This window comes from Bacillus sp. PK3_68 (assembly GCF_003600835.1).
Lineage (GTDB): Bacteria > Bacillota > Bacilli > Bacillales > Domibacillaceae > Pseudobacillus.
The window spans coordinates 1,217,643-1,241,928 of the sequence record NZ_NQYC01000001.1 but is presented as its reverse complement, the minus strand read 5'-3'; the positions used below and the strand labels follow the sequence as shown (position 1 = coordinate 1,241,928).

27 protein-coding genes and 2 pseudogenes are annotated in these 24,286 nt (G+C 42.4%); 24 read left to right on the top strand and 5 right to left on the bottom strand.

The genetic code is table 11. From position 1 onward, the window contains the following. Nucleotides 1-22 precede the first annotated feature (22 nt). Nucleotides 23-160: a sporulation histidine kinase inhibitor Sda gene (gene sda, locus CJ483_RS06530; protein ID WP_120033216.1), complete on the bottom strand. Its 138-nt coding sequence runs from the start codon at nucleotides 158-160 to the stop codon at nucleotides 23-25. 361 nt (nucleotides 161-521) lie between these two features. Here sda and CJ483_RS06525 point away from each other — a divergent pair, with 361 nt between their 5' ends. The 9 genes and pseudogenes from CJ483_RS06525 to CJ483_RS06490 all read left to right on the top strand — a co-directional run bounded on the left by CJ483_RS06525 (nucleotide 522) and on the right by CJ483_RS06490 (nucleotide 5,518). Beyond that, on the top strand, nucleotides 522-1,043 hold the full coding sequence (locus CJ483_RS06525) for a YqeG family HAD IIIA-type phosphatase (protein WP_120033213.1): 522 nt from the start codon (nucleotides 522-524) through the stop codon (nucleotides 1,041-1,043). After that, a complete protein-coding gene (gene yqeH, locus CJ483_RS06520) occupies nucleotides 1,040-2,146 on the top strand; it encodes a ribosome biogenesis GTPase YqeH (protein ID WP_120033210.1) in 1,107 nt (368 codons plus the stop codon). The genes CJ483_RS06525 and yqeH overlap by 4 nt, the downstream gene beginning before the upstream one ends. 12 nt (nucleotides 2,147-2,158) lie before the next feature. Further along, nucleotides 2,159-2,887, top strand: coding sequence for a shikimate dehydrogenase (aroE, locus tag CJ483_RS06515; protein ID WP_259455580.1), 729 nt, complete (start codon nucleotides 2,159-2,161; stop codon nucleotides 2,885-2,887). A 2-nt stretch (nucleotides 2,888-2,889) separates the two neighbouring features. Beyond that, nucleotides 2,890-3,006 (top strand): hypothetical protein, encoded by a 117-nt coding sequence (locus CJ483_RS25705; protein WP_481747710.1) that lies wholly within the window; start codon nucleotides 2,890-2,892, stop codon nucleotides 3,004-3,006. Beyond that, nucleotides 2,993-3,286, top strand: coding sequence for a ribosome assembly RNA-binding protein YhbY (yhbY, locus tag CJ483_RS06510; RefSeq protein WP_120033207.1), 294 nt, complete (start codon nucleotides 2,993-2,995; stop codon nucleotides 3,284-3,286). The genes CJ483_RS25705 and yhbY overlap by 14 nt, the downstream gene beginning before the upstream one ends. Beyond that, the gene (locus CJ483_RS06505; protein ID WP_120033204.1) at nucleotides 3,283-3,855 is read left to right on the top strand and encodes a nicotinate-nucleotide adenylyltransferase; all 573 of its coding nucleotides are present in this window, start codon (nucleotides 3,283-3,285) and stop codon (nucleotides 3,853-3,855) included. Before yhbY ends, CJ483_RS06505 begins: the two co-directional genes overlap by 4 nt. Beyond that, nucleotides 3,845-4,416, top strand: a pseudogene (yqeK, locus tag CJ483_RS06500) (bis(5'-nucleosyl)-tetraphosphatase (symmetrical) YqeK). Before CJ483_RS06505 ends, yqeK begins: the two are co-directional and overlap by 11 nt. Then, nucleotides 4,416-4,772, top strand: a complete 357-nt coding sequence (rsfS, locus tag CJ483_RS06495; protein WP_120033201.1) for a ribosome silencing factor — start codon at nucleotides 4,416-4,418, stop codon at nucleotides 4,770-4,772. Before yqeK ends, rsfS begins: the two are co-directional and overlap by 1 nt. Then, nucleotides 4,769-5,518, top strand: a complete 750-nt coding sequence (locus tag CJ483_RS06490; RefSeq protein WP_120033197.1) for a class I SAM-dependent DNA methyltransferase — start codon at nucleotides 4,769-4,771, stop codon at nucleotides 5,516-5,518. Before rsfS ends, CJ483_RS06490 begins: the two co-directional genes overlap by 4 nt. A gap of 136 nt (nucleotides 5,519-5,654) precedes the next feature. On the opposite strand, the gene comER is transcribed toward CJ483_RS06490, so the two are convergent. Both comER and CJ483_RS25455 read right to left on the bottom strand, forming a co-directional pair. Continuing rightward, nucleotides 5,655-6,332 carry a late competence protein ComER gene (gene comER / locus CJ483_RS06485; protein WP_342754533.1) on the bottom strand — a complete coding sequence of 226 codons (678 nt, stop codon included), beginning with the start codon at nucleotides 6,330-6,332 and terminating at the stop codon, nucleotides 5,655-5,657. A 59-nt stretch (nucleotides 6,333-6,391) separates the two neighbouring features. Beyond that, a pseudogene (locus CJ483_RS25455) lies at nucleotides 6,392-6,448 on the bottom strand (hypothetical protein); the annotation flags it as partial. A 106-nt stretch (nucleotides 6,449-6,554) separates the two neighbouring features. Here CJ483_RS25455 and CJ483_RS06480 point away from each other — a divergent pair. From CJ483_RS06480 to CJ483_RS06470, 4 genes are all read left to right on the top strand, one after another. Further along, nucleotides 6,555-7,205, top strand: a complete 651-nt coding sequence (locus CJ483_RS06480; RefSeq protein WP_182916985.1) for a helix-hairpin-helix domain-containing protein — start codon at nucleotides 6,555-6,557, stop codon at nucleotides 7,203-7,205. A 74-nt stretch (nucleotides 7,206-7,279) separates the two neighbouring features. After that, nucleotides 7,280-7,690 carry a deoxycytidylate deaminase gene (locus CJ483_RS06475; RefSeq protein ID WP_120033191.1) on the top strand — a complete coding sequence of 137 codons (411 nt, stop codon included), beginning with the start codon at nucleotides 7,280-7,282 and terminating at the stop codon, nucleotides 7,688-7,690. Nucleotides 7,691-7,709: 19 nt separating this feature from the next. Beyond that, nucleotides 7,710-7,883: a hypothetical protein gene (locus CJ483_RS24430; RefSeq protein WP_182916984.1), complete on the top strand. Its 174-nt coding sequence runs from the start codon at nucleotides 7,710-7,712 to the stop codon at nucleotides 7,881-7,883. Further along, on the top strand, nucleotides 7,883-10,006 hold the full coding sequence (locus CJ483_RS06470; RefSeq protein ID WP_120033188.1) for a DNA internalization-related competence protein ComEC/Rec2: 2,124 nt from the start codon (nucleotides 7,883-7,885) through the stop codon (nucleotides 10,004-10,006). Before CJ483_RS24430 ends, CJ483_RS06470 begins: the two co-directional genes overlap by 1 nt. Before the next feature lie 69 nt (nucleotides 10,007-10,075). On the opposite strand, the gene CJ483_RS06465 is transcribed toward CJ483_RS06470, so the two are convergent. Beyond that, nucleotides 10,076-10,207: a YqzM family protein gene (locus CJ483_RS06465; RefSeq protein ID WP_049663293.1), complete on the bottom strand. Its 132-nt coding sequence runs from the start codon at nucleotides 10,205-10,207 to the stop codon at nucleotides 10,076-10,078. 283 nt (nucleotides 10,208-10,490) lie between these two features. On the opposite strand from CJ483_RS06465, the gene holA reads away from it, so the two are divergent. Then, nucleotides 10,491-11,519, top strand: coding sequence for a DNA polymerase III subunit delta (gene holA / locus CJ483_RS06460; protein WP_120037829.1), 1,029 nt, complete (start codon nucleotides 10,491-10,493; stop codon nucleotides 11,517-11,519). A gap of 118 nt (nucleotides 11,520-11,637) precedes the next feature. Here the strand turns inward: holA and rpsT are convergent, their stop codons facing one another. Further along, on the bottom strand, nucleotides 11,638-11,892 hold the full coding sequence (gene rpsT / locus CJ483_RS06455; protein ID WP_120033185.1) for a 30S ribosomal protein S20: 255 nt from the start codon (nucleotides 11,890-11,892) through the stop codon (nucleotides 11,638-11,640). A gap of 193 nt (nucleotides 11,893-12,085) precedes the next feature. Here rpsT and gpr point away from each other — a divergent pair, with 193 nt between their 5' ends. The 10 genes from gpr to prmA all read left to right on the top strand — a co-directional run bounded on the left by gpr (nucleotide 12,086) and on the right by prmA (nucleotide 24,217). Then, entirely contained in the window at nucleotides 12,086-13,189 is a 1,104-nt protein-coding gene (gpr, locus tag CJ483_RS06450; RefSeq protein ID WP_481747709.1) for a GPR endopeptidase, read from the top strand. A 361-nt stretch (nucleotides 13,190-13,550) separates the two neighbouring features. Beyond that, the gene (gene spoIIP, locus CJ483_RS06445; protein ID WP_120033177.1) at nucleotides 13,551-14,720 is read left to right on the top strand and encodes a stage II sporulation protein P; all 1,170 of its coding nucleotides are present in this window, start codon (nucleotides 13,551-13,553) and stop codon (nucleotides 14,718-14,720) included. A 24-nt stretch (nucleotides 14,721-14,744) separates the two neighbouring features. Further along, complete coding sequence (locus CJ483_RS06440) at nucleotides 14,745-14,933, top strand: hypothetical protein (protein ID WP_120033174.1); 189 nt, start codon at nucleotides 14,745-14,747, stop codon at nucleotides 14,931-14,933. Between the two features lie 311 nt (nucleotides 14,934-15,244). After that, the gene (gene lepA / locus CJ483_RS06435) at nucleotides 15,245-17,080 is read left to right on the top strand and encodes a translation elongation factor 4 (protein ID WP_120033171.1); all 1,836 of its coding nucleotides are present in this window, start codon (nucleotides 15,245-15,247) and stop codon (nucleotides 17,078-17,080) included. 73 nt (nucleotides 17,081-17,153) lie between these two features. After that, nucleotides 17,154-18,302: a radical SAM family heme chaperone HemW gene (gene hemW / locus CJ483_RS06430; protein ID WP_120033168.1), complete on the top strand. Its 1,149-nt coding sequence runs from the start codon at nucleotides 17,154-17,156 to the stop codon at nucleotides 18,300-18,302. 108 nt (nucleotides 18,303-18,410) lie between these two features. After that, nucleotides 18,411-19,439 carry a heat-inducible transcriptional repressor HrcA gene (gene hrcA / locus CJ483_RS06425; protein ID WP_120033165.1) on the top strand — a complete coding sequence of 343 codons (1,029 nt, stop codon included), beginning with the start codon at nucleotides 18,411-18,413 and terminating at the stop codon, nucleotides 19,437-19,439. Nucleotides 19,440-19,545: 106 nt separating this feature from the next. Then, a complete protein-coding gene (gene grpE, locus CJ483_RS06420; protein WP_120033161.1) occupies nucleotides 19,546-20,124 on the top strand; it encodes a nucleotide exchange factor GrpE in 579 nt (192 codons plus the stop codon). A gap of 34 nt (nucleotides 20,125-20,158) precedes the next feature. Then, nucleotides 20,159-21,991 (top strand): molecular chaperone DnaK, encoded by a 1,833-nt coding sequence (gene dnaK / locus CJ483_RS06415; RefSeq protein WP_120033158.1) that lies wholly within the window; start codon nucleotides 20,159-20,161, stop codon nucleotides 21,989-21,991. A 149-nt stretch (nucleotides 21,992-22,140) separates the two neighbouring features. Further along, nucleotides 22,141-23,253, top strand: a complete 1,113-nt coding sequence (gene dnaJ / locus CJ483_RS06410) for a molecular chaperone DnaJ (RefSeq protein WP_120033155.1) — start codon at nucleotides 22,141-22,143, stop codon at nucleotides 23,251-23,253. Nucleotides 23,254-23,275: 22 nt separating this feature from the next. Next, nucleotides 23,276-24,217, top strand: coding sequence for a 50S ribosomal protein L11 methyltransferase (gene prmA, locus CJ483_RS06405; protein ID WP_120033152.1), 942 nt, complete (start codon nucleotides 23,276-23,278; stop codon nucleotides 24,215-24,217). Nucleotides 24,218-24,286 lie beyond the last annotated feature (69 nt).

Genomic DNA, 24,286 nt, shown 5'->3' with positions numbered 1-24,286 from the left:
CTGCTTAAGCAAGTGCTTTCTATTAGTGTGCTTTTACTTGATAGTAAAGAGCTCTCTTTTTTAATTCATCTTCAATCAACAAGATAAAGTCACGGCTAAGCTCGAGCTTGCGTGCTTTTGCATAAGCTTCCAATAATAAATCATCTGAAATGCGGTTCATTCTTTATTCACCTCCAAAAAAATAAGTGGTCTATAATAGATGAAGTCGCATAAGATGTTAGGTTCAAGTAGTTTACTACCCCACTTTACTAAATATAAACAAAAAGAACAAGTGTTCCTTTATCCACAGGATGAAGTGGATAAAGTGTGGATAGGTTGTGTTTAAGTAGGTGGAAAGGGTAAAAAACTAAAGGGATAATGTGTATAAAGTTATCCACAATAAAGAGATGAAAAAAATGTCGGAAAATATTTCTTATTTATTGTAAAAATTTAAATATTGTTGATGTACGTTTTATTTTGTCACAATAGCTAAAATCCGCTATGATAAAGGCAATGAAAGCCAAAAGAACGGGGTGCAGGGATTGTTAAAGAAATTTTTGCCAAGCAGGTATGTAAAAAGCATTTTCCATATTACACCGGAGTATCTGAAGTCCAAAGGAATGAAAGCCATCATTACCGATTTGGATAATACATTAGTAGCTTGGGATCGACCGGATGCTACACCAGAATTGTTAAACTGGTTCGATGAGATGAAAAAAGCAGGCATTAAAGTACTAATTGTTTCCAATAATAATCAAAAAAGGGTTAGTGCTTTTTCGCAGCCAATTGAGATTCCTTATATTTTTGAGGCTCGCAAACCAATGGGAAAAGCATTTCGAAGAGCTGTTAAAATCTTAGGAGTGAAAAAGGAAGAAACAGTTGTTATTGGCGATCAGCTGCTAACGGACATATTTGGCGGCAACCGCAATGGTTTTTATACGATTTTAGTGGTGCCTGTTGCCCAGACAGATGGCTTCTGGACAAAATTCAACCGCCGGATTGAACGGCGGATCATGAATGCCTTTAAACGAAAAGGTTTAATTCAATGGGAGGAAAGTAAGTGAATAACGAAAACATCATTTGTATAGGATGCGGGATCAGCGTGCAAACAGAGGATCCTGCAGGACTTGGCTACGCACCGGCTTCAGCTCTTGAAAAAGAAGAGATCGTCTGCCAGCGTTGCTTTCGCTTAAAGAATTATAACGAAGTGCAGGATGTCTCATTGACAGATGACGACTTTTTAAAAATTTTAAATACACTGGGACAGACAGACAGCTTAATCGTAAAAATTGTTGATATTTTTGATTTTAATGGAAGCTGGCTTCCGGGGTTGCATCGTTTTGTTGGAAAAAACCCTGTCCTATTAATCGGCAACAAAGTGGATCTGCTTCCTAAATCAGTGAAAAAAAATAAGCTAGTTCATTGGATGAAGCAGCAAGCAAAAGAGCTTGGCTTAAAGCCGGTCGATGTGCTGCTGGTCAGCGCAGCTAAAGGAGCTTCTATGAAAGAAGCCATGCAGGCAATCGACGGTTATAGAGACGGGAAAGACGTATATGTGGTCGGCTGTACAAATGTAGGAAAATCGACGTTTATTAATCGAATCATCAAGGAGGGGACGGGAGAGAAAGATGTCATTACTACCTCCCATTTTCCAGGCACGACGCTGGATATGATCAAGATCCCGCTGGATGACGGCCATTTTCTTGTTGACACGCCGGGGATCATTAATCATCATCAAATGGCTCACTTCGTAGATAAAAGGGATTTAAAATACATTACACCGAAAAAAGAGATCAAGCCAAAGATCTTTCAGCTGAATGAACAGCAAACGTTGTTTTTTGGAGGGCTGGCCCGCTTTGATTATCTTGCGGGCGGCCGCCGTTCCTTTACTTGTTATTTGTCAAATGAATTAACGATTCATCGCACAAAATTAGAAAAAGCAGATGAGTTGTACAACGTGCATGCCGGGGAGTTACTGACTCCGCCACGGAGGGAAGAAATAGAGACATTTCCTCCATTGATACGCCATGAGTTTATGATTAAGGAAGACAAAGTGGACATAGTCTTTTCTGGGCTCGGATGGGTTACTATCAATGAACCAGGGGCCAAAGTGGCTGCTCATGTGCCGAAAGGTGTCAATGTATTTTTGCGGAAATCTTTAATTTAGGGGAGAGAAGCAATGAGAAAATTATTTGGTGTCATCGGTGATCCAATTGCCCATTCGATGTCCCCTGCCATGCACAATGATGCGTTCACTCGCCTCGGCATTGATGGCTACTATCATCCTTTTCATATAACGCCTAATGACTTAGCCACGGCTGTTCAGGGAATGAAGGTAATTGGCATACAAGGATTTAATGTAACGATTCCTCATAAATCAGCGATTATGCCTTTGCTTGATCAAGTCGATCCATTGGCAAAAGCAATTGGAGCGGTGAATACGGTTGTTCGTGAAAATGGAGGATGGACAGGGTACAATACAGATGGAGCAGGATTTGCCCGTGGACTTCGAGAAGCCTATGGAGCGCCTCTTGAAGAAAAACGGGTGTTGCTTATCGGAGCAGGAGGGGCAGCACGTGCGATTTATTACACGCTTGCTTCAGAGAACGTAACCCGGATTGACATGGCTAACCGAACGTCTGAAAAAGCAATGAACCTTGTGGAGAGCTGTCCTTATCCTGTGAAAAGCACAGTAAAAACAATCAATGAAGCAGCAGAACAGCTGGGAGAGTACGATATTATTATCCAAACGACGTCGATCGGAATGTCGCCGCTTATCGGGGAGAGTCCTATTTCAGTTGAAAAGATCAAGCCGGGGCATTTGTTTCGGATATTATTTATAATCCCTTGGAAACCAAGCTTTTACAAGAAGCGAGAAAGCAAGGAGCTCGCATCCAAAATGGACTAAAAATGTTCGTTTATCAAGGAGCGCTTGCTTTTGAAAAATGGACAGGCCAAACGCCTGATATCAATAGAATGGAAGAAATTGTACGTCATCAATTGGGAGGCAATTATGTTAACAACTAAGCAAAAATCTTTTTTACGCTCGAAAGCCCATCATTTAGATCCAATTTTCCAGGTGGGGAAAGGCGGAGTAAATGAAAATATGGTTAAACAAATCGCCGATGCGCTTGAAGCGCGTGAACTGATTAAAGTGAGCGTTCTCCAAAATTGCGGGGAAGACAAGCGTGAGGTAGCAGAGGAGCTAGCTAAAGGAGCCCGTGCTGAGCTTGTGCAGGTGATTGGCAGCATCATTGTGTTATATAAAGAATCCAGAGAAAGCAAAAGGATTGAACTGCCGCGATGAAAAAACAGACGGGCATTTTAGGTGGCACATTTAACCCGCCGCATCTTGGTCATTTGATCATAGCCAATGAAGTGCTGGAGGCTCTTCATTTAGATGAGATCCGCTTTATGCCTAACTATGTTCCGCCGCACAAGGAGATTGATCATCGTATCAGTGACGAAGATCGTATTTGCATGCTGCAAGCAGCTATTGATGGGCAACCATATTTCTCCACGGAATTAATAGAAATTGAGCGGAAAGGAACCTCTTATACGTTTGATACGATGAAAATGTTAAAGGAGAGGGAGCCTGAAACCGAGTTTTACTTTATCATTGGTGGTGATATGATCGAATACCTGCCCAAATGGTATAAAATTGATGAACTGAGCCGTATGATCACATTTGTTGGAGTGCGCAGGCCGGGATATTCAGTAGAGACGCCATATCCAGTGCGGCTTATTGAAGCACCGGAAATCCACCTTTCTTCTACGATGCTGAGGCAAAGAGCGGCGGGCGGAGGAACATTGCGTTATTTATTGCCCGAACAGGTCATCGATTATATAAAGGAGAATCGTTTATATGAAACGTGAGGAGGCGCTTTCGCTAGTAAGAAAGCAAATAACAGAACATCGCTACGTTCATACGCTTGGTGTAGTAGAAACGGCCATTATGCTGGCTGAAAAATACGGAGCGGATGTTGAAAAAGCCGAACTCGCTGCCATTTTTCACGATTATGCAAAGTTTCGTCCAAAAGAAGAGATGGCGACGATCATTGAACAGCAACAGATGGACCCGCAATTGCTGGCCTTTCATTCGGAGCTGTGGCATGCTCCGGTAGGCGCTTATTTAGTGCAAAAAGAAGCTGGTATAGAAGATGAAGAAGTATTGGATGCTATTCGTTATCACACATCGGGAAGAATAGGAATGACTTTGCTTGAAAAAGTCGTTTATGTTGCGGACTATATTGAGCCGGGGCGTCACTTTCCGGGCGTGGAAGAGGTACGCGAATTAGCAAAGAATAATTTAGACGCTGCTTTAATTCAAGCGTTAAAAATACCATTCAATTTTTAATGAAAAAAAATCAGCCGGTTTATCCGGATACCTTTCATACGTACAATGATTTAACGATGAAAAAAGAGGGGGCTAATTAATGGGTCAACCAGAACTTTTACAACGAGTTGTTAATGCAGCAGATGACAAGCGAGCGGAGAATATTGTCGTTTTAGATATGCAGGGAATTTCATTAATGGCGGACTATTTTATGATCTGTCATGGGAATTCTGATAAGCAGGTACAAGCTATTGCCCGTGAAGTTAAGGAGCAGGCGGAAGAGCTTGGCTACGGAGTGAAACGGATGGAAGGATTTGATGAAGCGCGATGGGTATTGATTGACCTTGGCGATTTGATTATCCATGTATTCCATCGAGAGGAACGGCTTTATTATAATCTTGAGCGGCTTTGGGGAGATGCGCCTGAGCTGGATGTGGAGAGCGAGTTGCTTTCATGACATATGAACGTTTTGCCAGTGTGTACGATTTTTTAATGGAAGACGTTCCCTATGATAAGTGGATGGATTTTTTTCAGCAGCATACATCCGGGCTATCTGGGAAAAGCGTGTTAGACCTTGCTTGCGGTACGGGCGAATTTACCTGGCGTCTAGCAAAAGCAGGATGGGATGTGACGGGCGTCGATTTATCGGACAGCATGCTGCTCGCAGCCCGGCAAAAAGCAGAGAAGAAACAGCTGTCTATCCCTTTATTTCAGCAGGACATGCGTAACTTGGAAGGGCTTGGACAATTTGATGCGGTAACGATTTTTTGCGATTCTCTTAATTACCTAACAGAAGAAGAGGACATAAAGCTTACACTTCGAGCGGTACAAAGACATCTGAAGCCGGGTGGATTGCTGTTGTTCGATGTCCATTCTTTATATAAAATGCGTCGCATTTTTAAGGACGGGACTTTTACAGCTGTTGATGATACCGTCTCTTATATCTGGAATTGTTTCGACGGCGAGCAGCCAGATAGCATTGAACATGAACTTACTTTCTTTGTCCGTGAAGAAGGCTTGGAGTTATATGAGCGGTTTGATGAATGGCATGTCCAGCGTTCGTTTGCAAGTGAACAATATAGAGGATGGCTTCAAGAAACTGGGTTTACCGACATTGAAATAACGGCTGATTTCACTGGGCAGCCTCCAAAAGAAACGAGCGAGAGAATATTTTTCGCTTGTAAAAACAGTCCCGCCTGTTAGTGAAGCAAGAATCCAGTGATATAGCTTTTCATTCTCAAACTGGAGGAACAAATGCATTTTCGTTCCTCCAGTTTTATGTTTTAAAATTATTATTTCATAAAATAAAGAGGATTTACTTACTAGAGAGCGAATAGTATTAAGGGATTCCAAATTGCGCTGCTGTTTCTTGTTTATCTTCGGCAAACTTCTCATGAGTCGCTTGAAAAAGTTTTGTGAACATATCTCCGGTTTCTGCTTCTAACACAGCAATTCCTTTTCCTGTTACGCCTCCTTTTACACATACTTTTTCCTCTAATTGAGCAAGAGTGTATTCCTTTTGTTTAAATAGTTCTCCCAATCCAGCGAGCATCGATTCCGCTAACTTTTCTGCTGTTTGTGGGTCCATTCCCGTAGTCTCTGCCCCCTCAATAAACTTTCTCGTTAAAAAACTAATAAATGCCGGACCACAGCTCACGAGGTCTGAAGCAGCGCGGGTGACAGACTCGTCGATTTCTACGGCCTCTTTGCACAGTTTATTCATCCGCTGCTCCATTTCTTTTTTCCAATCTTCTTCGCATTTCTCTCCATACGTATAAAGTACGGTTCCTGATAACACTTTATTTGTAATACTTGGAATCATCCGCATGCATGAACAGGGAAGGACGGATTCAAGCTGAGCGGTGCTAACCGGGCTTGTAATGGATACGACGCATTGTTCAGAACGAAATAAATGCCGGACCTCTTGAAGAAGCGGGTGTATATCATGCGGCTTGACACAGATAAATAAAAGATCGCATAAATCAACAAGCTCAGAAACGTTCCCGCAAACATGTATATCAGGATGTCTTTTTGAATGCGTTCAGCTTTTTCCCTCGTCCGGTTCATAATCAATAAATCAGAGGCAGACGCAGCTCTAGATGCAATTAAGGCATCAATTAAAATTTCCCCCATATTGCCTGTTCCGGCTACTCCTATCTTCATTCAGCATTCCTCCTTATGCAAGTTGCTCTTACAATGTATGAAAAAAATTGAAGTTTATGAGAAAGAGGTGAAGACGATGGATGTAAAAGCGTTGATTAGCAAGTATAAAATGTACTTGTGGGCAGGAGGAGCCCTCGTTGCATTTGGCCTTTATCAGCTGACTGAAGAAGCGCCCTCACCGGAAGAGCCGATAATGAAAGAAATGGTACCGGCCGAACAAAAGGAGGTTTCCTCGCCGCCAGTGCCTTCACAAGAACAGCAGGAGCCCTCCATTGTGATGGTTGATATGAAAGGGGCTGTCGTGGCTCCCGGAATTTATTCGTTGAAAAGTGGAGAACGGATTAACGATGCTGTAGCGAAGGCAGGCGGCTTTCAAAAAGAAGCGGACCGGACAGCGATTAATCTGGCCCAAAAACTGCAAGATGAAATGGTTATTTACGTACCAAAAATCGGAGAAGAACCGCCGGAAGAACTAGCAGCTGTCATTCCACCGCAGGAAAGCGCACAAGGACATTCATCAGACAGCAGCGGAAGTGCGGTTAATATAAATGAAGCCTCCGTTGAGGAGCTCCAACAGCTGCCCGGTATTGGAAAGGCGAAAGCACAGGCGATTATTGATTATAGAGAGACGACAGGATCATTCTCAAAGCCAGAAGATTTAAAAAATGTGTCAGGTATCGGAGAAAAGACGTTTGAAAAGATGGCTTCGCTCGTTGTCATACAGTAAGAGGGATTGACGAAAGCTTTTTCTTGCCGCTACACTAAAGAAAAATAATATTGCTAAAGAAAGAGTGAGAATGAATGAGCAGAAAGAGTTGGGATGAATATTTTTTAGACATTGCAGAAGTAGTTTCCACCCGTTCAACATGCAACCGTCTCCATGTGGGCTGTGTGATTGTGAAAGATAAGCATATTATTGCAACAGGGTACAATGGCTCTATTCATGGCCATGACCATTGCGATGAAGAGGGCTGCCTTTTGTCAGATGAAAAGCGCTGTATCCGGTGTCTGCATGCGGAGTTAAATGCTGTACTTCACGCAGAAAGAGATAAGCTTAAAGAAGCCGCTGCATATGTTACTCATGAACCTTGTGAAAATTGTGCAAAAACATTGGCGCAAGCCGGAATCAAAAAAATTGTCTACAGAAATGCCTATCCAAACAAGTGGAATCAGCATTTTTTGAAAGATATTGAAGTTGTCCATCTTTCTTAAAAAATTGTAAGGAGATATCATGCGTGGAAAGCTTATTTACATGGCAGTCGGCCTGCTTTCAGGTTTGATATGGGGGCTTCCTGTTCTAGGAAGCATCCGTTTTCTGCTGTCTGCTACTGCTTTCTTTTTTATCTTTAAATTTGATCGAGGAGGAAGAGTAGCTTTTTTAGTTGTGTTGTTCTTGGCTTTTTAGTGGGTCAATTCTCTGAAGAACGGAATGTAACAGCTTTTACTGGAAAAGAAGAAAGCTGGTCTGTGTTATTCTCTGATGAAACATTGATCGACGGTGACCGGCTGAAAGCAACCGTAACCGCAGGAAATAAGGAGAATTTGCGTCTTCTTTATCGGCTGGCTTCCTCTGCGGAGGCAGAAGAACTTCAGGGAATATTGTTACCAGGTACGATATGTCGTGTTTCTGGAAAACTTGAAGAGCCAGAAGGGAAAAGAAACCGCAATGGATTTGACTACCAATTGTTTCTCAAGCGTAACCATATCTTTTGGCAGCTTGAAGTTGATCGCCTGTCGTTATCGTCGTGTGTAAAAAAAGAAAAATCTGTTAAAGAGCGCATCATCCATTGGAGGCTAAAAGGGATCAATCATTTAAAGACAGCTTTTCCTGAAAGCTTGCAGCCGGTTGCTGCTGCCTTATTATTTGGTGACCGCTCATCAACAGAGGAGGATGTAATGGAGGCTTATCAGCGCCTCGGTGTTATTCATTTGCTTGCTATCTCAGGCCTTCATGTTGGTTTGATTACTTCCCTTGTTTATTATGCGATGATACGAATCGGTATTGTGAAGGAAACGGCACAGCTTATCTTGCTTATCTCGCTTCCGGTCTATGCACTCTTAGCTGGCGGGTCTCCTCCCGTAATCAGAGCTGTGTTGATGACTCTTCTCATATTATTAGCCGTGCGGTTCCATCATAAATTCACGGCCCTTGATGCCCTCAGTACAAGCTTTATTCTCGTTATTTTGTACGATCCTTACTTTATTTACCAAGCAGGCTTCCAACTTTCTTACCTCATTAGTTTTGCTCTGCTCCTCTCTTCGAAAGTGATTTTATCTTCTTCCGTCTCTCCCTTAAGAAATATGCTCATTGTCACGTCTGTTTCTCAAATAGCCGGTTTGCCAGTGTTAATGTATCACTTTTTTGAGGTTTCCCTCTATTCTTTTGCTGCTAACTTATTTTTTGTCCCTTTCTATTCCTTTTTCGTTTTGCCGTTCCTTTTCATTGCTTTTTTGTTAAGTATCATATTAGGTCCTGTTGATCTCTTATTAGAGCCGCTCCGCTTTTTGCTTGAGCAAGTAGATCGAGCAGCAGTGAAGATTAGCCAGTGGCCAGGAGCTGTTATGACGACTGGCCGGCCAGACGACTTTTTACTTATTTTCATATGTCTTTTCGTTGCTGCAGGCTTTCTCCAATGGGAAAAAACTTTAAATGGGAAGCGGATTAGCGCCTTTCTGGTAGTCATCATTGGTGTGCCCGTTATGCTTCCTACGTACTCTGCAACGGGAGAGGTGTCCTTTGTCGATGTCGGGCAGGGAGATGCCATTTTAATTACCCTTCCGTTTAACAAAGGAAATTATCTAATCGATACAGGTGGGTTGCTGCCATTTCAAAAAGAAGAATGGCAAAGGCAAAAGAGAAATTTTTCGATTGGAAGTGATGTTCTTCTTCCTTACCTAAAAGGGAAGGGAATTACCCGCATTGATAAATTAATTCTTACGCATAGCGACTATGACCATATAGGAGCTGCGGAGGAGCTGCTCGGTCATATTGCTATTAAGGAGATAGTCATTAGTCCAGGATCAGAATCCAAACCTGTCATGAAACAAACGATTGAACGGGCTGCCATGCATAGGGTTTCTGTTCGCTATGGAAAGTATATGGAAAGCTGGCAGGAGGGAGAGGCTTACTTTCAAATTGTGTCCCCTGCAGATAATCATTATGAAGGAAACGACGATTCAATCGTGATTTATGCAGTAATAGGTGAAAAGAAGTGGCTCTTTACCGGAGATATGGAGGCAGAAGGAGAAACACAGCTTCTCAAAAAATTTTCTATGGATGTAGATGTATTAAAAGTCGGACATCATGGAAGTCGGTCTTCAACAACAGCCCCTTTTATAACCAACATGAATCCTGAAACAGCTGTTATTTCTCTTGGGAAAAACAATCGGTATGGGCATCCTCATAAGGAAGTTATTGAGCGGCTTCAGGACCAGGGAGTTGCAGTTTGGCGAACAGATATTCACGGGGAGATTGTATATGCGTATAAGAATGGAGAAACAGGCACATTTTCAGCCGTCTATCCGTAAAATATATAAAGAAAAATGACTAGCTCGGTAAATAGAAAAAGCCCGTCAATTGTCGGGCTCTTGCGGCAGTTATCCAATGAATTTGATAACCTGTGCGATAATGAAGATGATGGCGAAAAACGCGAAAGAAACACCAAAAGCAACGCCAGAGTCTATTGCGTCATTACGTTTTGATTGGACATTTTTTTCAAATTCGTTCACAACTACCCCTCCTATTTCATCTATAGTATAGACGAACCTTTATAAAAAATCCAGACTGTCCTTGCTAATTCCTGCATTGACAAGAGTTAACTGCAATAAGATTCACAAATCCGGTGAAAATACAACTAACATGATCACCGTCTGCAAAGCTGTTTCCTGGGGCAGCGTTGCTGGCGTTTATATAGATCACGGGGGAGCTTCTTTGGAAGTTTCCCCTTGTCAAATGGGAATAGCTTTTTTAACATGAGAGTATCATACATGAAAACGGAGAGAAAAGCCATTGATGCCCATTTGGAAAAAAATCGATCAAAAACAATTGTCAGCAATTTACTTGCTGTATGGAACTGAAGAGTTTTTAATTAATGAAACCAAGCACAGGTTGATTCAGTCGGTGCTGACAGAAGAAGAGATGGATTTTAATTTTTCGGTCTATGATTTAGAAGAAATCCCCGTGGAAACAGCTCTTGAAGAAGCAGAAACTTTTCCCTTTATAGGAGAGAAAAAAATAGTCATTTTAAACAATCCAACATTTTTGACGGCTGAACGATCTAAAGATAAGGTTGAGCATAATACGAAAAAGCTTGAGGAATACATAGCCGATCCGGCACCGTATACGATATTGGTCTTTTCAGCTCCTTATGAAAAATTAGACGAGCGCAAAAAAGTCACAAAGCTGCTTAAAAAAAATGCAGAAGTGATGGAAGCAAATAAATTGAATGAAAAGGAGCTAAAAGCTTGGCTTCGCGCTCGTGCAAATGCCAGTCAGGCGCACATAGACGAAGAGGCGTTAGACCATCTCCTCGCTATTGCGGGTACAGACTTGATGATGCTTGCTTCAGAGCTTGATAAATTATCTCTTTACACTTCCGGAGAGCAGCCAATCACAGTAGAAGTGGTGGATCGTCTAACAGCTCGCTCTTTAGAGCAGGATATTTTTGCTTTGGTTGATAAAGTAGTAACGGGGAAAGTGGAGAAAGCTTTTCGTATTTACTATGACCTACTGAAGCTGAATGAGGAGCCAATTAAGATCCTGGCAGTGATCGCTAATCAATTCCGGTTGATTTATCAGACGAAGGATTTAGCGAGAAAGGGATATGGTCAGCAGCAAATAGCTAGCTTTCTAAAAGTCCATCCCTTTAGAGTGAAGCTTGCTGCTGGTCAGGCCAGAAATTTTTCAGATGAGCAACTGGCCTCGATCATGATGATGCTCGCCGACAGTGACCTGCAAATGAAAACGAGTGCGATGGCGAAACCGCTTATTATTGAGATGTTTTTATTTAAGCTTCAAAGCTTGATGAAAACAAGCAGATAAAGGATACTTACTGAAGTCAACAGTGTCACCCACGGCCCGGAGATGATACTCGGCTAAATAAAAAAATCCTTCAAGATTCCTCTTGAAGGATTTTTTTATTTAGCGAAACGTTAATTGATTATGCGTTTAGCTTTTTCAATAAACGAGACTTTTTACGGTTTGCTGCATTTTTATGGATTAAACCTTTAGCGGCAGCTTTGTCAAGATTCTTTGCTGCTTCAGCGAAAAGATCTTTTGCGTTTTCCTCGTTGTTGGCAGCTGCTGCTTCAAATTTCTTTACAGCTGTACGCATTGCAGATTTCTGTTGGTTATTGCGCTCTGTGCGCTCTTGGATCGTTTTTGTGCGTTTGATAGCAGATTTAATATTTGGCATTCCGGTCACCTCCTAAAAGCGATCGAGATTCTATCTTTTACTCGACTTCCATTTTTCCTTATAAGAACAAAAGTTATTCTATCAAACAGAAGGTGAGATTGCAATAGTTACATTTGTAATTTGTGTCAAGGAATGAACTTTTACACAGTCGGGCAGACTAAAGTAAAAGTTTATTTATAAGGGGGAAGACATAGTGAAAGAATCATCACTTGATTTAAGTCAGTATGCGGTAAGGACAGATCTGGTTGTAGAAGCAAAAGCCATGGCCGAGGAGCGGCAGGGAAAGACTAGGCAAGTCGTTGGTGTACTAACAGAAGAACGGAAAATGAATGACATAACAGTCACTTCCGTTACGATCGATGAAGAGGGAGAAAAGGCGACAGGGAAAAAGGCAGGACTTTATTTGACAGTAGAATCCCAGGGTATCCGCACCCACGACACGAGTCATCAGCATGAAGTAGAGAAAGTGCTGGCGAATGAATTTGCCGCTTTTCTAAAAAAGAAAGGTATTCAAGAAAACGCAAGCTGCCTTGTTGTGGGCCTGGGCAATGAAGATGTGACACCTGATGCTCTCGGTCCTCTTGTATGTAGAGAGATCATGGTAACGAGACATTTATTTGAGTTGCAGCCGGACCAAGTAGAGGAAGGGTACCGGCCAGTAAGCTCTCTCATTCCTGGAGTGATGGGAATAACGGGGATTGAAACGAGTGATATTGTATTTGGAGTGGTTGAAAAAACCAAGCCGGATTTTTTAGTAGTTATTGATGCGCTTGCCTCACGATCGATTGAGCGGGTTAATGCCACCGTGCAGATCGCAGATACCGGTATTCAACCAGGAGCAGGAGTAGGCAACAAAAGAAAAGAACTTAGCGAAAAAACACTCGGCATTCCAGTTATTGCAATTGGCGTTCCTACTGTTGTAGATGCTGTTTCAATTACGAGTGATACGATTGACTTTATCTTGAAACATTTAGGAAAAGAAATCCAGGAGGGAGACAGACCTTCCGGTGCGCTCGCGCCTGCCGGTTTTTCTTTTGGTAAAAATAAACTGACAGAGCAACACTTGCCTGATGAGGAAAATCGCCGTTCGTTCCTTGGCATGATCGGTATATTGCCTGAAGATGAAAAACGGCAGCTTATTCGGGAAGTGTTGTCCCCGCTCGGCCATAATTTAATGGTTACACCAAAGGAAGTAGATTTATTTATTAAGGATACAGCGAATTTATTAGCGAACTGTTTGAATGCGGCCTTACACTCAGCAGTTGACCAAGGAAATACCGGTTTCTTTACAAAATAGGTATTGTTGCTGGTGTTCAGCGGCATCGAACCGTCTCCGCTTTTTGTTGTTCAGCTGCAGGCGCTAGCACGTACGGTGATTTCGAAATTTCTACAGGAGTCAAAAAGAGACTCCCATAGAAATTCCTCCAATCTCCTATCGTACTAATCGAGCGCCTTCCGCTTTTCGTTGTCCAGCTACGCCTCCTTGCTCCTCGAGGTCATAAGCCGATCTGGCTATGTGGCTGAAGAACGCCACTTCGCCATTTCGTCTTATGCTTGTCGGGGCAAAGCAGTCGGCTCCGCTTTTCTTCATAAAATTGTTCTGCTTTTTCTGATGAAGTCATACGATAGTACAAGACTTTTGCAGAAAGGGTGGAGCAATGAAGGAGAACCAGCCGTATGACCTCTTTTCAATTAATTTGTCGACGATCTTAAAGGGAATGATGATTTTTACGATCTCTCTCCTCACACTTTTTTCAGTTGCCGGTTTATTAACGTCCTTTACTTACAACTATCGAATTTCTTCTCATTCAGTTAATGAAGCAGCTGAACACATATCTGGCGGTGCGCTTTACTACTTGTATACGATGGAGAACAAATTGTTTGCGACGCACGCGCCTGAAGATGCTCGGCCTCCATCGCTGAGCGAGCTCGCCTTTCGTTACGCGACGAATGTCCGTTTCCAGGACCCGCGCAGCTTTCTGGGAAGAGAAGTACCGGGGTTTTCTATTTATGATGGAGAAATATTGGTAGCTGGGGAAGGTACAGACTATACAAATATGCCAATTGAGTCGGAGCCGCCGGATGAGGCATTAGATAAGGGAAATGATGCAGTAATAACCCCGGCTAAAGAGATTCCAAAAGAAAAGGATAGCCCGCCGCCTTCCCTGACAACGAACGGAAAAAAGAAGGTATACGTATATTTCACTCATACGAGAGAGTCCTACTTGCCGTATTTACAGGGGGTTTCTTCTGCTGATTCAGCTCACCATTCAGCCTTAAACGTCACGAAAGTTGGCGAAATGCTGCAGGAGGCACTGGAGTCTAAAGGAATTGGGACAACAGTAGACAAAACAGACATTGTCGCTAAGCTGAATCAGACGGGAAAAAAATACAGCCAGGCTTACCAGGAATCGCGTACTGTTATGGCTTCTGCACAATCTAATAATCGTGATTTACAGTATTTTATCGATATTCATCGTGATTCTCAACGCAAGAAGGTAACGACTGCTACTGTGAATGGCAAGAGCTATGCAAAGCTCGTATTTGTTGTCGGTGCCGAGCATGCCAACTATGAAAAAAATGTAAAACTGGCAACGGAATGGCATAACTTACTAGAGAAAAAATATAAGGGATTATCTAGAGGAGTTATTTTAAAGCAAGGGAAAAATACGAATGGAAAATTTAATCAGGATTTATCTGAAAAAGCAATGCTAATTGAGTTTGGCGGAGTAGACAATACATTCGAAGAGCTCAATCGAACAGCAGAGGCCTTTGCAGATATATTTGCAGATTATTACTGGCAGGCGGAGGCAGTACAATCCCAGTAAACGCCAGTAAGAAAGGATATTCTGATGAAAACTTTTCTGATGAAAACTTGCCTTATGCTCGCTATTTTCTTTATAGGTGTATTAATCGGCTCTTTCCATAATAATAAAAATTGGCAGGAGCCGTCTCCTTATAAGCAAATGGTTGCTAATCAAAAAGAAGAGCCCGCTTTTTCTTTTTTGAAAAAGATGAAGCCGAGGTTGATTTGTATATAAAAAAAGAAAGACTAAAAGAGGAAGAACAGGTGAATGTATTTTCAAAAGTTGGACAATCATTAGCTGAAGCGGTGACTTTTGCTGCCGCTTCGTTATTTAGTAGTTAGAGCCCGCTGGCCGTTTTTCACGGCAGCGGTTTTTTCTGATTAAGAAAGTAAACCGTGTTTCTGTGCACTTTCGTCTCCCCTTCACTTTCGCACTCTTTAAAGCTGACTAAGATGCTTTCACTTTTGTAAATTGTCAATTGCTTTTCTGGCTGATATAATCAATGCTAGTATACATGCGCCGACTAACAGGAGTGAAGAAAAAACATGAATAATGAAGAGAAACAATTAAGACAAGAGCATATCAGAAACTTCTCGATTATTGCTCATATTGACCATGGGAAGTCTACTTTAGCCGATCGGATATTGGAGTATACGAATGCTCTGTCTTCCCGGGAGATGAAAAGCCAACTGCTCGATTCAATGGACCTTGAGCGTGAGCGGGGCATTACGATTAAGTTAAATGCTGTGCAATTGAATTATAAAGCGAAAAATGGAGAAGAGTATATTTTCCATTTAATCGATACACCAGGACACGTCGATTTCACTTATGAAGTGTCTCGCAGCCTTGCCGCCTGTGAAGGGGCAATCCTTGTAGTAGATGCAGCACAAGGAATTGAAGCCCAAACACTGGCGAATGTCTATCTCGCTTTAGACAATGACTTGGAAATTCTACCGGTCATCAATAAGATTGATTTGCCGGCAGCAGAACCGGAACGCGTTCGTCAAGAAGTGGAAGATGTCATTGGTCTGGATGCTTCAGAAGCGGTTCTTGCCTCCGCAAAAGCTGGTATTGGGATTGAGGAAATTTTAGAGCAAATTGTTGAAAAAGTGCCCGCTCCAACAGGTGATTCATCAGCTCCATTAAAGGCGCTTATTTTTGATTCTTTATATGATGCTTATCGAGGCGTTGTTGCCTATATCCGCGTCGTAGATGGTTCAGTAAAAGCAGGGGACAAAATTAGAATGATGGCAACTGGTAAAGAATTCGAGGTCACCGAAGTGGGGGTCTTCACGCCGAAAACAACCGTACGCGATGAATTGACTGTCGGGGATGTTGGCTTCTTGACTGCTGCTATCAAAAATGTAGGCGATACGCGGGTGGGGGATACGATCACTTCAGCCCATAATCCAGCAGTTGAAGCGCTGCCTGGATATAGAAAGCTGAATCCGATGGTTTATTGCGGGCTTTATCCGATCGATTCATCAAAATTCAATGACTTGCGCGAAGCTCTGGAAAAATTAGAGCTAAATGACTCCGCCCTTCAATTTGAGCCGGAAACATCACAGGCGCTTGGATTTGGCTTCCGTTGCGGGTTCCTTGGACTCCTCCATATGGAAATTATCCAAGAGAGAATCGAGCGTGAGTTTAAAATTGATCTGATTACCACAGCACCGAGCGTTATTTATAAAGTGCGGATGACCAATGGCGAAGAAATAAACGTAGATAACCCTTCCAATATGCCGGATCCGCAAAAAATAGATGCGGTGGAAGAGCCATACGTGAAAGCGTCGATTATGGTGCCAAATGACTATGTTGGCGCGGTCATGGAGCTTTCCCAGAATAAGCGCGGTATTTTTATTGATATGCAGTATATGGACGAAAACCGGGTAAATGTGATTTATGAAATCCCGCTTTCGGAAATCGTTTACGATTTCTTCGACCAATTAAAGTCCAGTACGAAAGGCTATGCTTCCTTTGATTATGAACTTATTGGATACAAAACATCCAAGCTTGTAAAAATGGATATTTTACTCAATGGCGACAAAGTGGATGCGTTAAGCTTTATCGTCCATCGTGATTTTGCTTATGAGCGTGGCAAGGTAATTGTTGAAAAGTTAAAAAGTTTGATTCCAAGACAGCAATTTGAAGTGCCTGTACAGGCGGCCATCGGCCAGAAGATTGTGGCGAGATCCACCATTAAATCGATGGGTAAAAACGTTCTTGCTAAATGTTACGGCGGAGATATTTCCCGTAAGCGTAAATTGCTTGAGAAGCAAAAAGAAGGGAAAAAGCGCATGAAGCAAGTTGGCTCGGTTGAAGTACCACAAGAGGCCTTCATGGCAGTCTTGAAAATGGATGACGATAATAAAAGTAAATAGGAAAAGAGAGAGGGAAAGCACAAATGCTTCCCCTTTTTCACGTTATTGAACAAACAAAGAGGAGTTTTCTTACATGATACGTTCCGCATACATTCACATTCCCTTTTGCCAGCAAATTTGCCATTACTGCGATTTTAATAAAGTCTTTTTAAAAAACCAGCCGGTGGACGACTATATAAGGGCGTTGGCTGATGAAATGAAAATGACCATGGAACAGGCCCCCTCTGATCAGCTGGATACCATTTTCGTCGGCGGAGGAACGCCTACGGCTCTTAATGCTGCGCAACTCGATAAGCTGTGCCAAGCTATCCGAGATTATTTGCCTTTTGCAAATGGGGAGTTCACATTTGAAGCAAATCCAGGTGACTTAACGGCTGAGAAGTTGAGAATGCTGAGAAGTTACGGAGTAAATCGCTTGAGTCTTGGTGTACAGTCCTTCAATGATGAATTGCTTCGTGCCATCGGACGTACGCATTCAAGCAGTGATGTGTTTGCTACGATAGAAGATGCAAGAGCATCTGGCTTCGACAATATTAGCATTGATTTAATATATGCCCTACCGAATCAGACGCTTGCGGACTTCCGGGACACTTTAAAGCAAGCACTTAGCTTGCAGCTTCCGCATTATTCCGGCTACTCATTGATTATTGAACCTAAAACTGTGTTTTATAATTTAATGAGAAAAGATGCCTTGCCGCTTCCGAAAGTGGAAACAGAAGCAGCGATGTATGAATTGCTTGAAGAGGAAATGGCCGCTTCAGGTCTTCAGCAATACGAGATCAGCAATTTTGCCCGTCCTGGGTTTGAAAGCCTTCATAATCTTGTATACTGGAATAATGAACAGTATTACGGATTTGGCGCCGGTGCTCATGCTTATATAAACGGAGTTAGGCGATCCAATCATGGGCCGCTGAAAAAGTATATGACTCCCATACAAGAAGGGCAGCTGCCTTTGCTGCATGAAAGCAAGTTAACTGAAAAAGAGAAGATGGAAGAGGAGATGTTCCTTGGGCTCCGCAAAATTGCGGGGGTGTCAGTTTCTCATTTTGAAAACAAGTTTGGTATCTCTCCGTTTTCCTTATTTAAAAAGCCGATTGAGGAAATGATTGGGAGAGAATTGCTCGTGGTAGAGGATAATGAATTCCTCCGACTGACAGCGCAGGGGAAACTTTTAGGAAACGAAGTGTTTCAAGCATTTTTGCTCACTGAAGAGAATGAATAACAGAGCGGTGTAATAAGTGCTCTGTCGTTGACATTAATCGCTGATTTTGATAATTTATTTATAGATTTAGCACTCCTGACAATCGAGTGCTAACAGAGGTGATCAACGATGTTAACCGATCGTCAACTTTTTATTTTGCAAATAATTATTGATGATTTCATTCGATCTGCACAGCCAGTTGGCTCCCGCAGCCTCGCGGAAAAAGAAGAAGTAACGTTTAGCTCAGCTACCATTCGCAATGATATGGCAGAGTTGGAGAATCTCGGTTTTATAGAGAAACCTCATACATCTTCAGGGCGTGTGCCGTCAGAAAAAGGATACCGTTATTATGTGGATCACTTGCTGCGGCCGAAAAAGTTGAACTATCAGGAAGTGGAAACAATCAATTCCATTTTTGTGGACCGCATCTATGAATTGGAGAAAGTTGTTCAGAAATCGGCAGAAATCCTATCGGAGCTGACAAACTATACGGCAATTGTGTTAGGGCCTGAGTTGAAAGATAATAAGCTAAAAAAACTGCAAATTGTGCCACTCGGCCAAGATACAGCAGTTGCGATTATTGTCACTGACACGGGTCATGTTGAAAATCGGACGTTCTCCTTGCCTGAACGAGTAGATGCTTCCGATATTGAAAAAATGGTCAACATACTAAATGAAAAGCTTATTGGTGTTCCGCTTTCCGAGCTCCATGATAGATTATATAAAGAAATTGTTGTGCTGCTGCGTCGGCATATTCGTAACCACGATGCATTATTATCTATGTTTGTAAAAGCAGTAGATTTGCATGCCAATGAAAAGCTTTTCTTCGGTGGGAAGACGAATATGTTGAATCAGCCAGAATTTCACGATGTAGAAAAAATTAGACTTGTGATGAACATGATTGATCAGGAAGAGGGAATATACCGACTGATCAGTGGTGTTCCAGCCGGTATTCAAGTGAAGATCGGAAAAGAAAATAAAAATGCTGCTATGCGGCATTGCAGTTTGATCACCGCTTCTTATTCCGTTGGAGATGAACCAGTTGGTACCATTGCTATTCTTGGTCCGACAAGAATGGAATATTCGCGTGTCATTAGTCTTGTAGACTTTTTAAGCCATGACATGACAAAAGCTTTAACAAATTTGTATCATAGTTAAAGAAAGTATGAAGCAGGCGGAAATTAGCGTGTTTATGCTAATTTCCTTCTCTTTATGCAAAAAGGCGGAATCAAACCGTCTATTCTTTAAAGGAGGTGAAACACGAATGGCAGAAGAGAAAGAACTGAAGAAAGAAGAAAAGCAAGAAATGGAACAACAGCCTTTAACAGAAGAAGCTCCTGTGCAAGCAGAGGATGCTCCAGCTGAGGAGGAACAATCTGCAGCAGACGCTTCTCTTGAAAAAATAAATGAGCTTGAGCAAAAACTTGAAGAAGCTGAAAACCGTTATTTGCGCTTGCTGGCTGATTTTGATAATTTTCGCCGCCGTGCACAACTAGACCGTGAAGCAAGTGAAAAATATCGTGCTCAAAGCTTAATTTCTGATCTTCTTCCGCTGCTGGACAATTTCGAACGCGCATTAAAGGTGGAAGCGACAAATGAACAGACCCAATCCGTACTCCAAGGAATGGGAATGGTGTATAACGGTCTGGTTTCCGCGCTTGAAAAAGAAGGCGTCGAGGTGATTGAAGCAGTTGGCAAAGAATTTGACCCGAACTTTCATCAAGCTGTTATGACAGACAGCGATGACCAATACAGCCCTAATGAAGTGATTGAAGAGTTTCAAAAAGGGTATAGGCTGAAGGATCGCGTTATCCGTCCGTCGATGGTAAAAGTAAATCAGTAAACCAGTACATATTTTCAAAGGAGGCAAATCGCAAATGAGTAAAATAATTGGTATCGACTTAGGAACAACAAACTCATGTGTAGCGGTTCTTGAAGGTGGAGAACCAAAGGTTATTCCAAACCCGGAAGGTAACCGGACAACACCATCTGTTGTAGCATTCAAAAATGGTGAGCGCCAGGTAGGGGAAGTGGCTAAACGCCAAGCGATTACAAATCCTAATACGATTATTTCTATTAAGCGTTACATGGGAACAAACCATAAGGTTGAAGTAGAAGGAAAAGAATACTCTCCTCAAGAAATCTCAGCAATGATTTTACAATATTTAAAATCATATGCAGAGGATTATCTGGGAGAGAAAGTTGAAAAAGCTGTTATTACTGTTCCAGCTTACTTTAATGATGCCGAGCGCCAGGCAACAAAAGATGCGGGGAAAATTGCCGGTCTTGAAGTTGAGCGGATTATTAACGAGCCAACAGCAGCAGCTCTTGCTTATGGAATGGATAAAATGGATGAGGATCAAACCGTGCTTGTTTATGACTTGGGCGGCGGTACATTCGACGTATCGATTCTTGAGCTTGGTGACGGTGTATTTGAAGTTCGTTCGACTGCAGGCGATAATCGCCTTGGAGGAGATGACTTTGACCAAGTCATTATCGATTATTTAGTCCAAGAGTTCAAAAAAGAAAACGGCATTGACTTGTCAAAAGATAAAATGGCGATGCAGCGTCTAAAAGATGCAGCGGAGAAAGCGAAAAAAGACCTTTCAGGTGTTACTTCTACTCAAATTTCCCTGCCGTTCATTACAGCAGGCGAAGCAGGGCCGCTTCACTTGGAATTAACGTTAACTCGTGCAAAATTTGATGAGCTATCAGCTGATTTAGTTGAGCGCACAATGGGACCTGTGCGTCAGGCGCTTTCTGATGCAGGCATTTCAGCATCTGAGCTTGACCGTGTTATCTTGGTTGGTGGATCTACTCGTATTCCTGCTGTTCAGGAAGCGATTAAGAAAGCAACAGGAAAAGAACCTCATAAGGGGGTCAACCCAGATGAAGTAGTGGCAATGGGAGCTGCGGTACAGGGCGGTGTATTAACTGGCGACGTTAAAGATGTTGTTCTTCTAGACGTTACACCACTTTCACTCGGAATTGAGACGATGGGCGGCGTATTTACTAAGTTAATTGAACGTAATACAACTATTCCAACATCTAAGTCCCAAGTGTTCTCAACGGCAGCGGACAATCAAACAGCGGTTGATATTCATGTTCTTCAAGGGGAACGCTCTATGGCTTCTGCCAACAAAACACTCGGTCGCTTCCAACTGACTGATATTCCGCCAGCACCACGTGGTATTCCACAAATTGAAGTAACATTTGACATTGACAAGAACGGAATTGTAAATGTCAGTGCGAAAGATCTTGGCACCGGCAAAGAGCAGAATATTACTATTAAATCTTCTTCCGGCCTATCTGATGAAGAAATCGATCGCATGGTAAAAGAAGCGGAAGAAAATGCAGAAGCGGATAAGCAGCTGAAAGAAGAAGTAGAATTGAAGAACGAAGCCGATCAGCTCGTATTTACGACTGAAAAAACATTGAAAGAGCTGGAAGGCAAAGTAGATGCGGCTGAAGTAGAAAAAGCGGAAAAAGCAAAAGAGGAATTAAAAGCCGCGCTTGAGAAAAATGAATTGGAAGACATCCGCACGAAGAAAGAGGTGCTTTCAGAAATTGTGCAGAACTTATCAGTAAAATTATATGAAGAGGCAGCGAAACAGGCACAGCAAGCTCAAGGAGGAGAAGAGCAAGCATCTGGTCAAAAAGGCGATGATGTCGTTGACGCTGAGTTTGAAGAAGTAGACGATAAGAAATAATTGCCATACACGTCTGCCTTTCAGACATTGAAAAGTCAAAGTCAGGGGTTTCTTGACTTTGGCTTTTTTCAATGAATAATATTCACTATTGCTAAGCAATTATGTTAAAATAGCCTTTATGTGAAATGAATCGGGGAGTGGGCAATGATATGAGTAAACGAGATTATTATGAAGTGCTCGGCGTTGAAAAAGGCGCCTCAAAAGATGAAATAAAAAAAGCATACCGAAAGCTCTCTAAAAAATACCATCCGGATATTAACAAAGAAGCCGGTTCAGATGAAAAGTTCAAAGAAATAAAAGAAGCTTATGAAATATTAAGTGATGAACAAAAGAGAGCACAGTATGATCAGTTCGGCCATACAGATCCTAATCAGGGCTTTGGCGGACAGGATTTTGGCGGCTTCGGCGGCTTTGAAGATATTTTTAGTACATTCTTTGGCGGCGGTCGCAGAAGAGATCCAAATGCTCCGCGTCAGGGAGCTGATTTGCAATATACGATGACCATCAGTTTTGAAGAAGCGGTGTTTGGCAAAGAAACAGACATACAAATTCCAAAAGAAGAAACGTGCGACACTTGTAAGGGCACAGGTGCCAAACCAGGAACAACCCCTGAAACATGTAACCATTGCCATGGGACAGGAGAGCTGAATGTCGAGCAGAACACACCGTTCGGCCGCATTGTCAATCGCCGTGCGTGTCCTTATTGTCATGGCACAGGCAATATTATTAAAGAAAAATGCTCCACTTGCGGCGGTGATGGCGTAGTTACAAAGAATAAGAAGATCCATATTAAAATCCCGGCAGGCATCGATGATGGCCAGCAGCTTCGTGTAGCAGGCCAGGGAGAACCAGGGGTTAATGGTGGTCCGGCGGGCGACTTATTTATCGTTTTCCGTGTGCTCCCTCATGAATTGTTTGAACGGGAGGGGGATGACATTTACTGTGAGATCCCGATTACTTTTGTTCAATCCGCGCTTGGTGATGAAATTGAGGTGCCAACCATCCACGGCAAGGTTAAACTGAAGGTGCCAGCTGGCACGCAAACGGATACGAAATTCCGTCTGCGTGGAAAAGGGGTGCCGAATGTGCGTGGGTATGGCACGGGAGATCAACATATTCGAGTGAAAGTCATCACGCCAACAAAGCTTAGTGAAAAGCAGAAGCATTTGCTGCGTGAATTTGCTGAAGTAAGCGGAGAAGTGCTGGATGAACAGGAAAAGAGCTTTTTTGATAAAGTAAAACGTGCGTTAAAGCGCGACTAAATGAGAATGGAGCTGGCAAGACGTGAAGTGGTCTGAGATTAGTATTCAAACAACAAATGAAGCCGTGGAACCAATTTCAAACATTTTGCATGAAGCAGGTGCAAGCGGAGTTGTGATTGAAGATCCAGTTGAACTGATAAGGGAAAGGGAAGATCAGTTCGGTGAAATTTATGAGCTCAATCCTCATGATTACCCGGAAGAAGGCGTAGTTATTGTTAAAGCTTATTTGCCTGTCAACAGCTTTCTCTCTGAAACAGCGGAAGAAATAAAAGAATCCATTAAAAACTTGGCTAGTTATGACATTGATATTGGCCGCAATGAAGTAAAGATTACGGAAGTTTATGAAGAAGACTGGGCTACAGCCTGGAAACAATATTATAATCCGGTTAAAATCTCTGAAAAATTTACAATTGTGCCCACATGGGAGCAATATGAACGAGTCAGTACGGATGAGTTAATCATTGAACTTGATCCCGGCATGGCGTTCGGTACAGGTACACATCCGACAACTGTTATGTGTCTACAAGCATTGGAGCGTTATGTTAAAGCTGGAGATTATGTTGTAGATGTGGGCACTGGCTCAGGCGTGCTTAGTATTGGAGCCGCCCTGCTCCAGGCAAAGAGAGTTACGGCTCTTGATCTTGACGAAGTTGCTGTAGAAGCAGCAAAGGAAAACATTCAATTGAATCAAGTGGACGACATAGTAACCGTATTGAAAAACAACTTGCTTGACGGCATCGATGAACAGGCGGATGTCATTGTAGCGAACATACTTGCTGAAGTCATTCTTTCTTTTACGGGAGATGTAGCTAAAAAGGTAAAGCCGGGCGGCTACTTTATTTCGTCAGGAATTATCGGGCAAAAGAAAGAGCAGGTAAAAGAAGCTGTGCAAGCAGCTGGGTTTGATGTCGAAGAAACACTTTTGATGGAAGATTGGGTAGCCATTATTGCTAAAAAGAAATAGAAAATAGCATAAAACATATAGGCAAATTTGACCGGTCGGCCGTTTGGCCACGGCCTGAACGATATTTTT

Excerpts from the sequence above, each read along its gene's own strand:
- sda (WP_120033216.1), bottom strand. The coding sequence starts at position 160 with ATGAACCGCATTTCAGATGATTTATTATTGGAAGCTTATGCAAAAGCA.
- aroE (WP_259455580.1), top strand. The coding sequence starts at position 2,159 with ATGAGAAAATTATTTGGTGTCATCGGTGATCCAATTGCCCATTCGATG.
- CJ483_RS25705 (WP_481747710.1), top strand. The coding sequence starts at position 2,890 with ATGTTCGTTTATCAAGGAGCGCTTGCTTTTGAAAAATGGACAGGCCAA.
- yhbY (WP_120033207.1), top strand. The coding sequence starts at position 2,993 with ATGTTAACAACTAAGCAAAAATCTTTTTTACGCTCGAAAGCCCATCAT.
- CJ483_RS06505 (WP_120033204.1), top strand. The coding sequence starts at position 3,283 with ATGAAAAAACAGACGGGCATTTTAGGTGGCACATTTAACCCGCCGCAT.
- rsfS (WP_120033201.1), top strand. The coding sequence starts at position 4,416 with ATGGGTCAACCAGAACTTTTACAACGAGTTGTTAATGCAGCAGATGAC.
- CJ483_RS06490 (WP_120033197.1), top strand. The coding sequence starts at position 4,769 with ATGACATATGAACGTTTTGCCAGTGTGTACGATTTTTTAATGGAAGAC.
- CJ483_RS06480 (WP_182916985.1), top strand. The coding sequence starts at position 6,555 with ATGGATGTAAAAGCGTTGATTAGCAAGTATAAAATGTACTTGTGGGCA.
- CJ483_RS06475 (WP_120033191.1), top strand. The coding sequence starts at position 7,280 with ATGAGCAGAAAGAGTTGGGATGAATATTTTTTAGACATTGCAGAAGTA.
- CJ483_RS24430 (WP_182916984.1), top strand. The coding sequence starts at position 7,710 with ATGCGTGGAAAGCTTATTTACATGGCAGTCGGCCTGCTTTCAGGTTTG.
- holA (WP_120037829.1), top strand. The coding sequence starts at position 10,491 with ATGCCCATTTGGAAAAAAATCGATCAAAAACAATTGTCAGCAATTTAC.
- rpsT (WP_120033185.1), bottom strand. The coding sequence starts at position 11,892 with ATGCCAAATATTAAATCTGCTATCAAACGCACAAAAACGATCCAAGAG.
- spoIIP (WP_120033177.1), top strand. The coding sequence starts at position 13,551 with ATGAAGGAGAACCAGCCGTATGACCTCTTTTCAATTAATTTGTCGACG.
- CJ483_RS06440 (WP_120033174.1), top strand. The coding sequence starts at position 14,745 with ATGAAAACTTTTCTGATGAAAACTTGCCTTATGCTCGCTATTTTCTTT.
- lepA (WP_120033171.1), top strand. The coding sequence starts at position 15,245 with ATGAATAATGAAGAGAAACAATTAAGACAAGAGCATATCAGAAACTTC.
- hemW (WP_120033168.1), top strand. The coding sequence starts at position 17,154 with ATGATACGTTCCGCATACATTCACATTCCCTTTTGCCAGCAAATTTGC.
- hrcA (WP_120033165.1), top strand. The coding sequence starts at position 18,411 with ATGTTAACCGATCGTCAACTTTTTATTTTGCAAATAATTATTGATGAT.
- grpE (WP_120033161.1), top strand. The coding sequence starts at position 19,546 with ATGGCAGAAGAGAAAGAACTGAAGAAAGAAGAAAAGCAAGAAATGGAA.
- dnaK (WP_120033158.1), top strand. The coding sequence starts at position 20,159 with ATGAGTAAAATAATTGGTATCGACTTAGGAACAACAAACTCATGTGTA.
- dnaJ (WP_120033155.1), top strand. The coding sequence starts at position 22,141 with ATGAGTAAACGAGATTATTATGAAGTGCTCGGCGTTGAAAAAGGCGCC.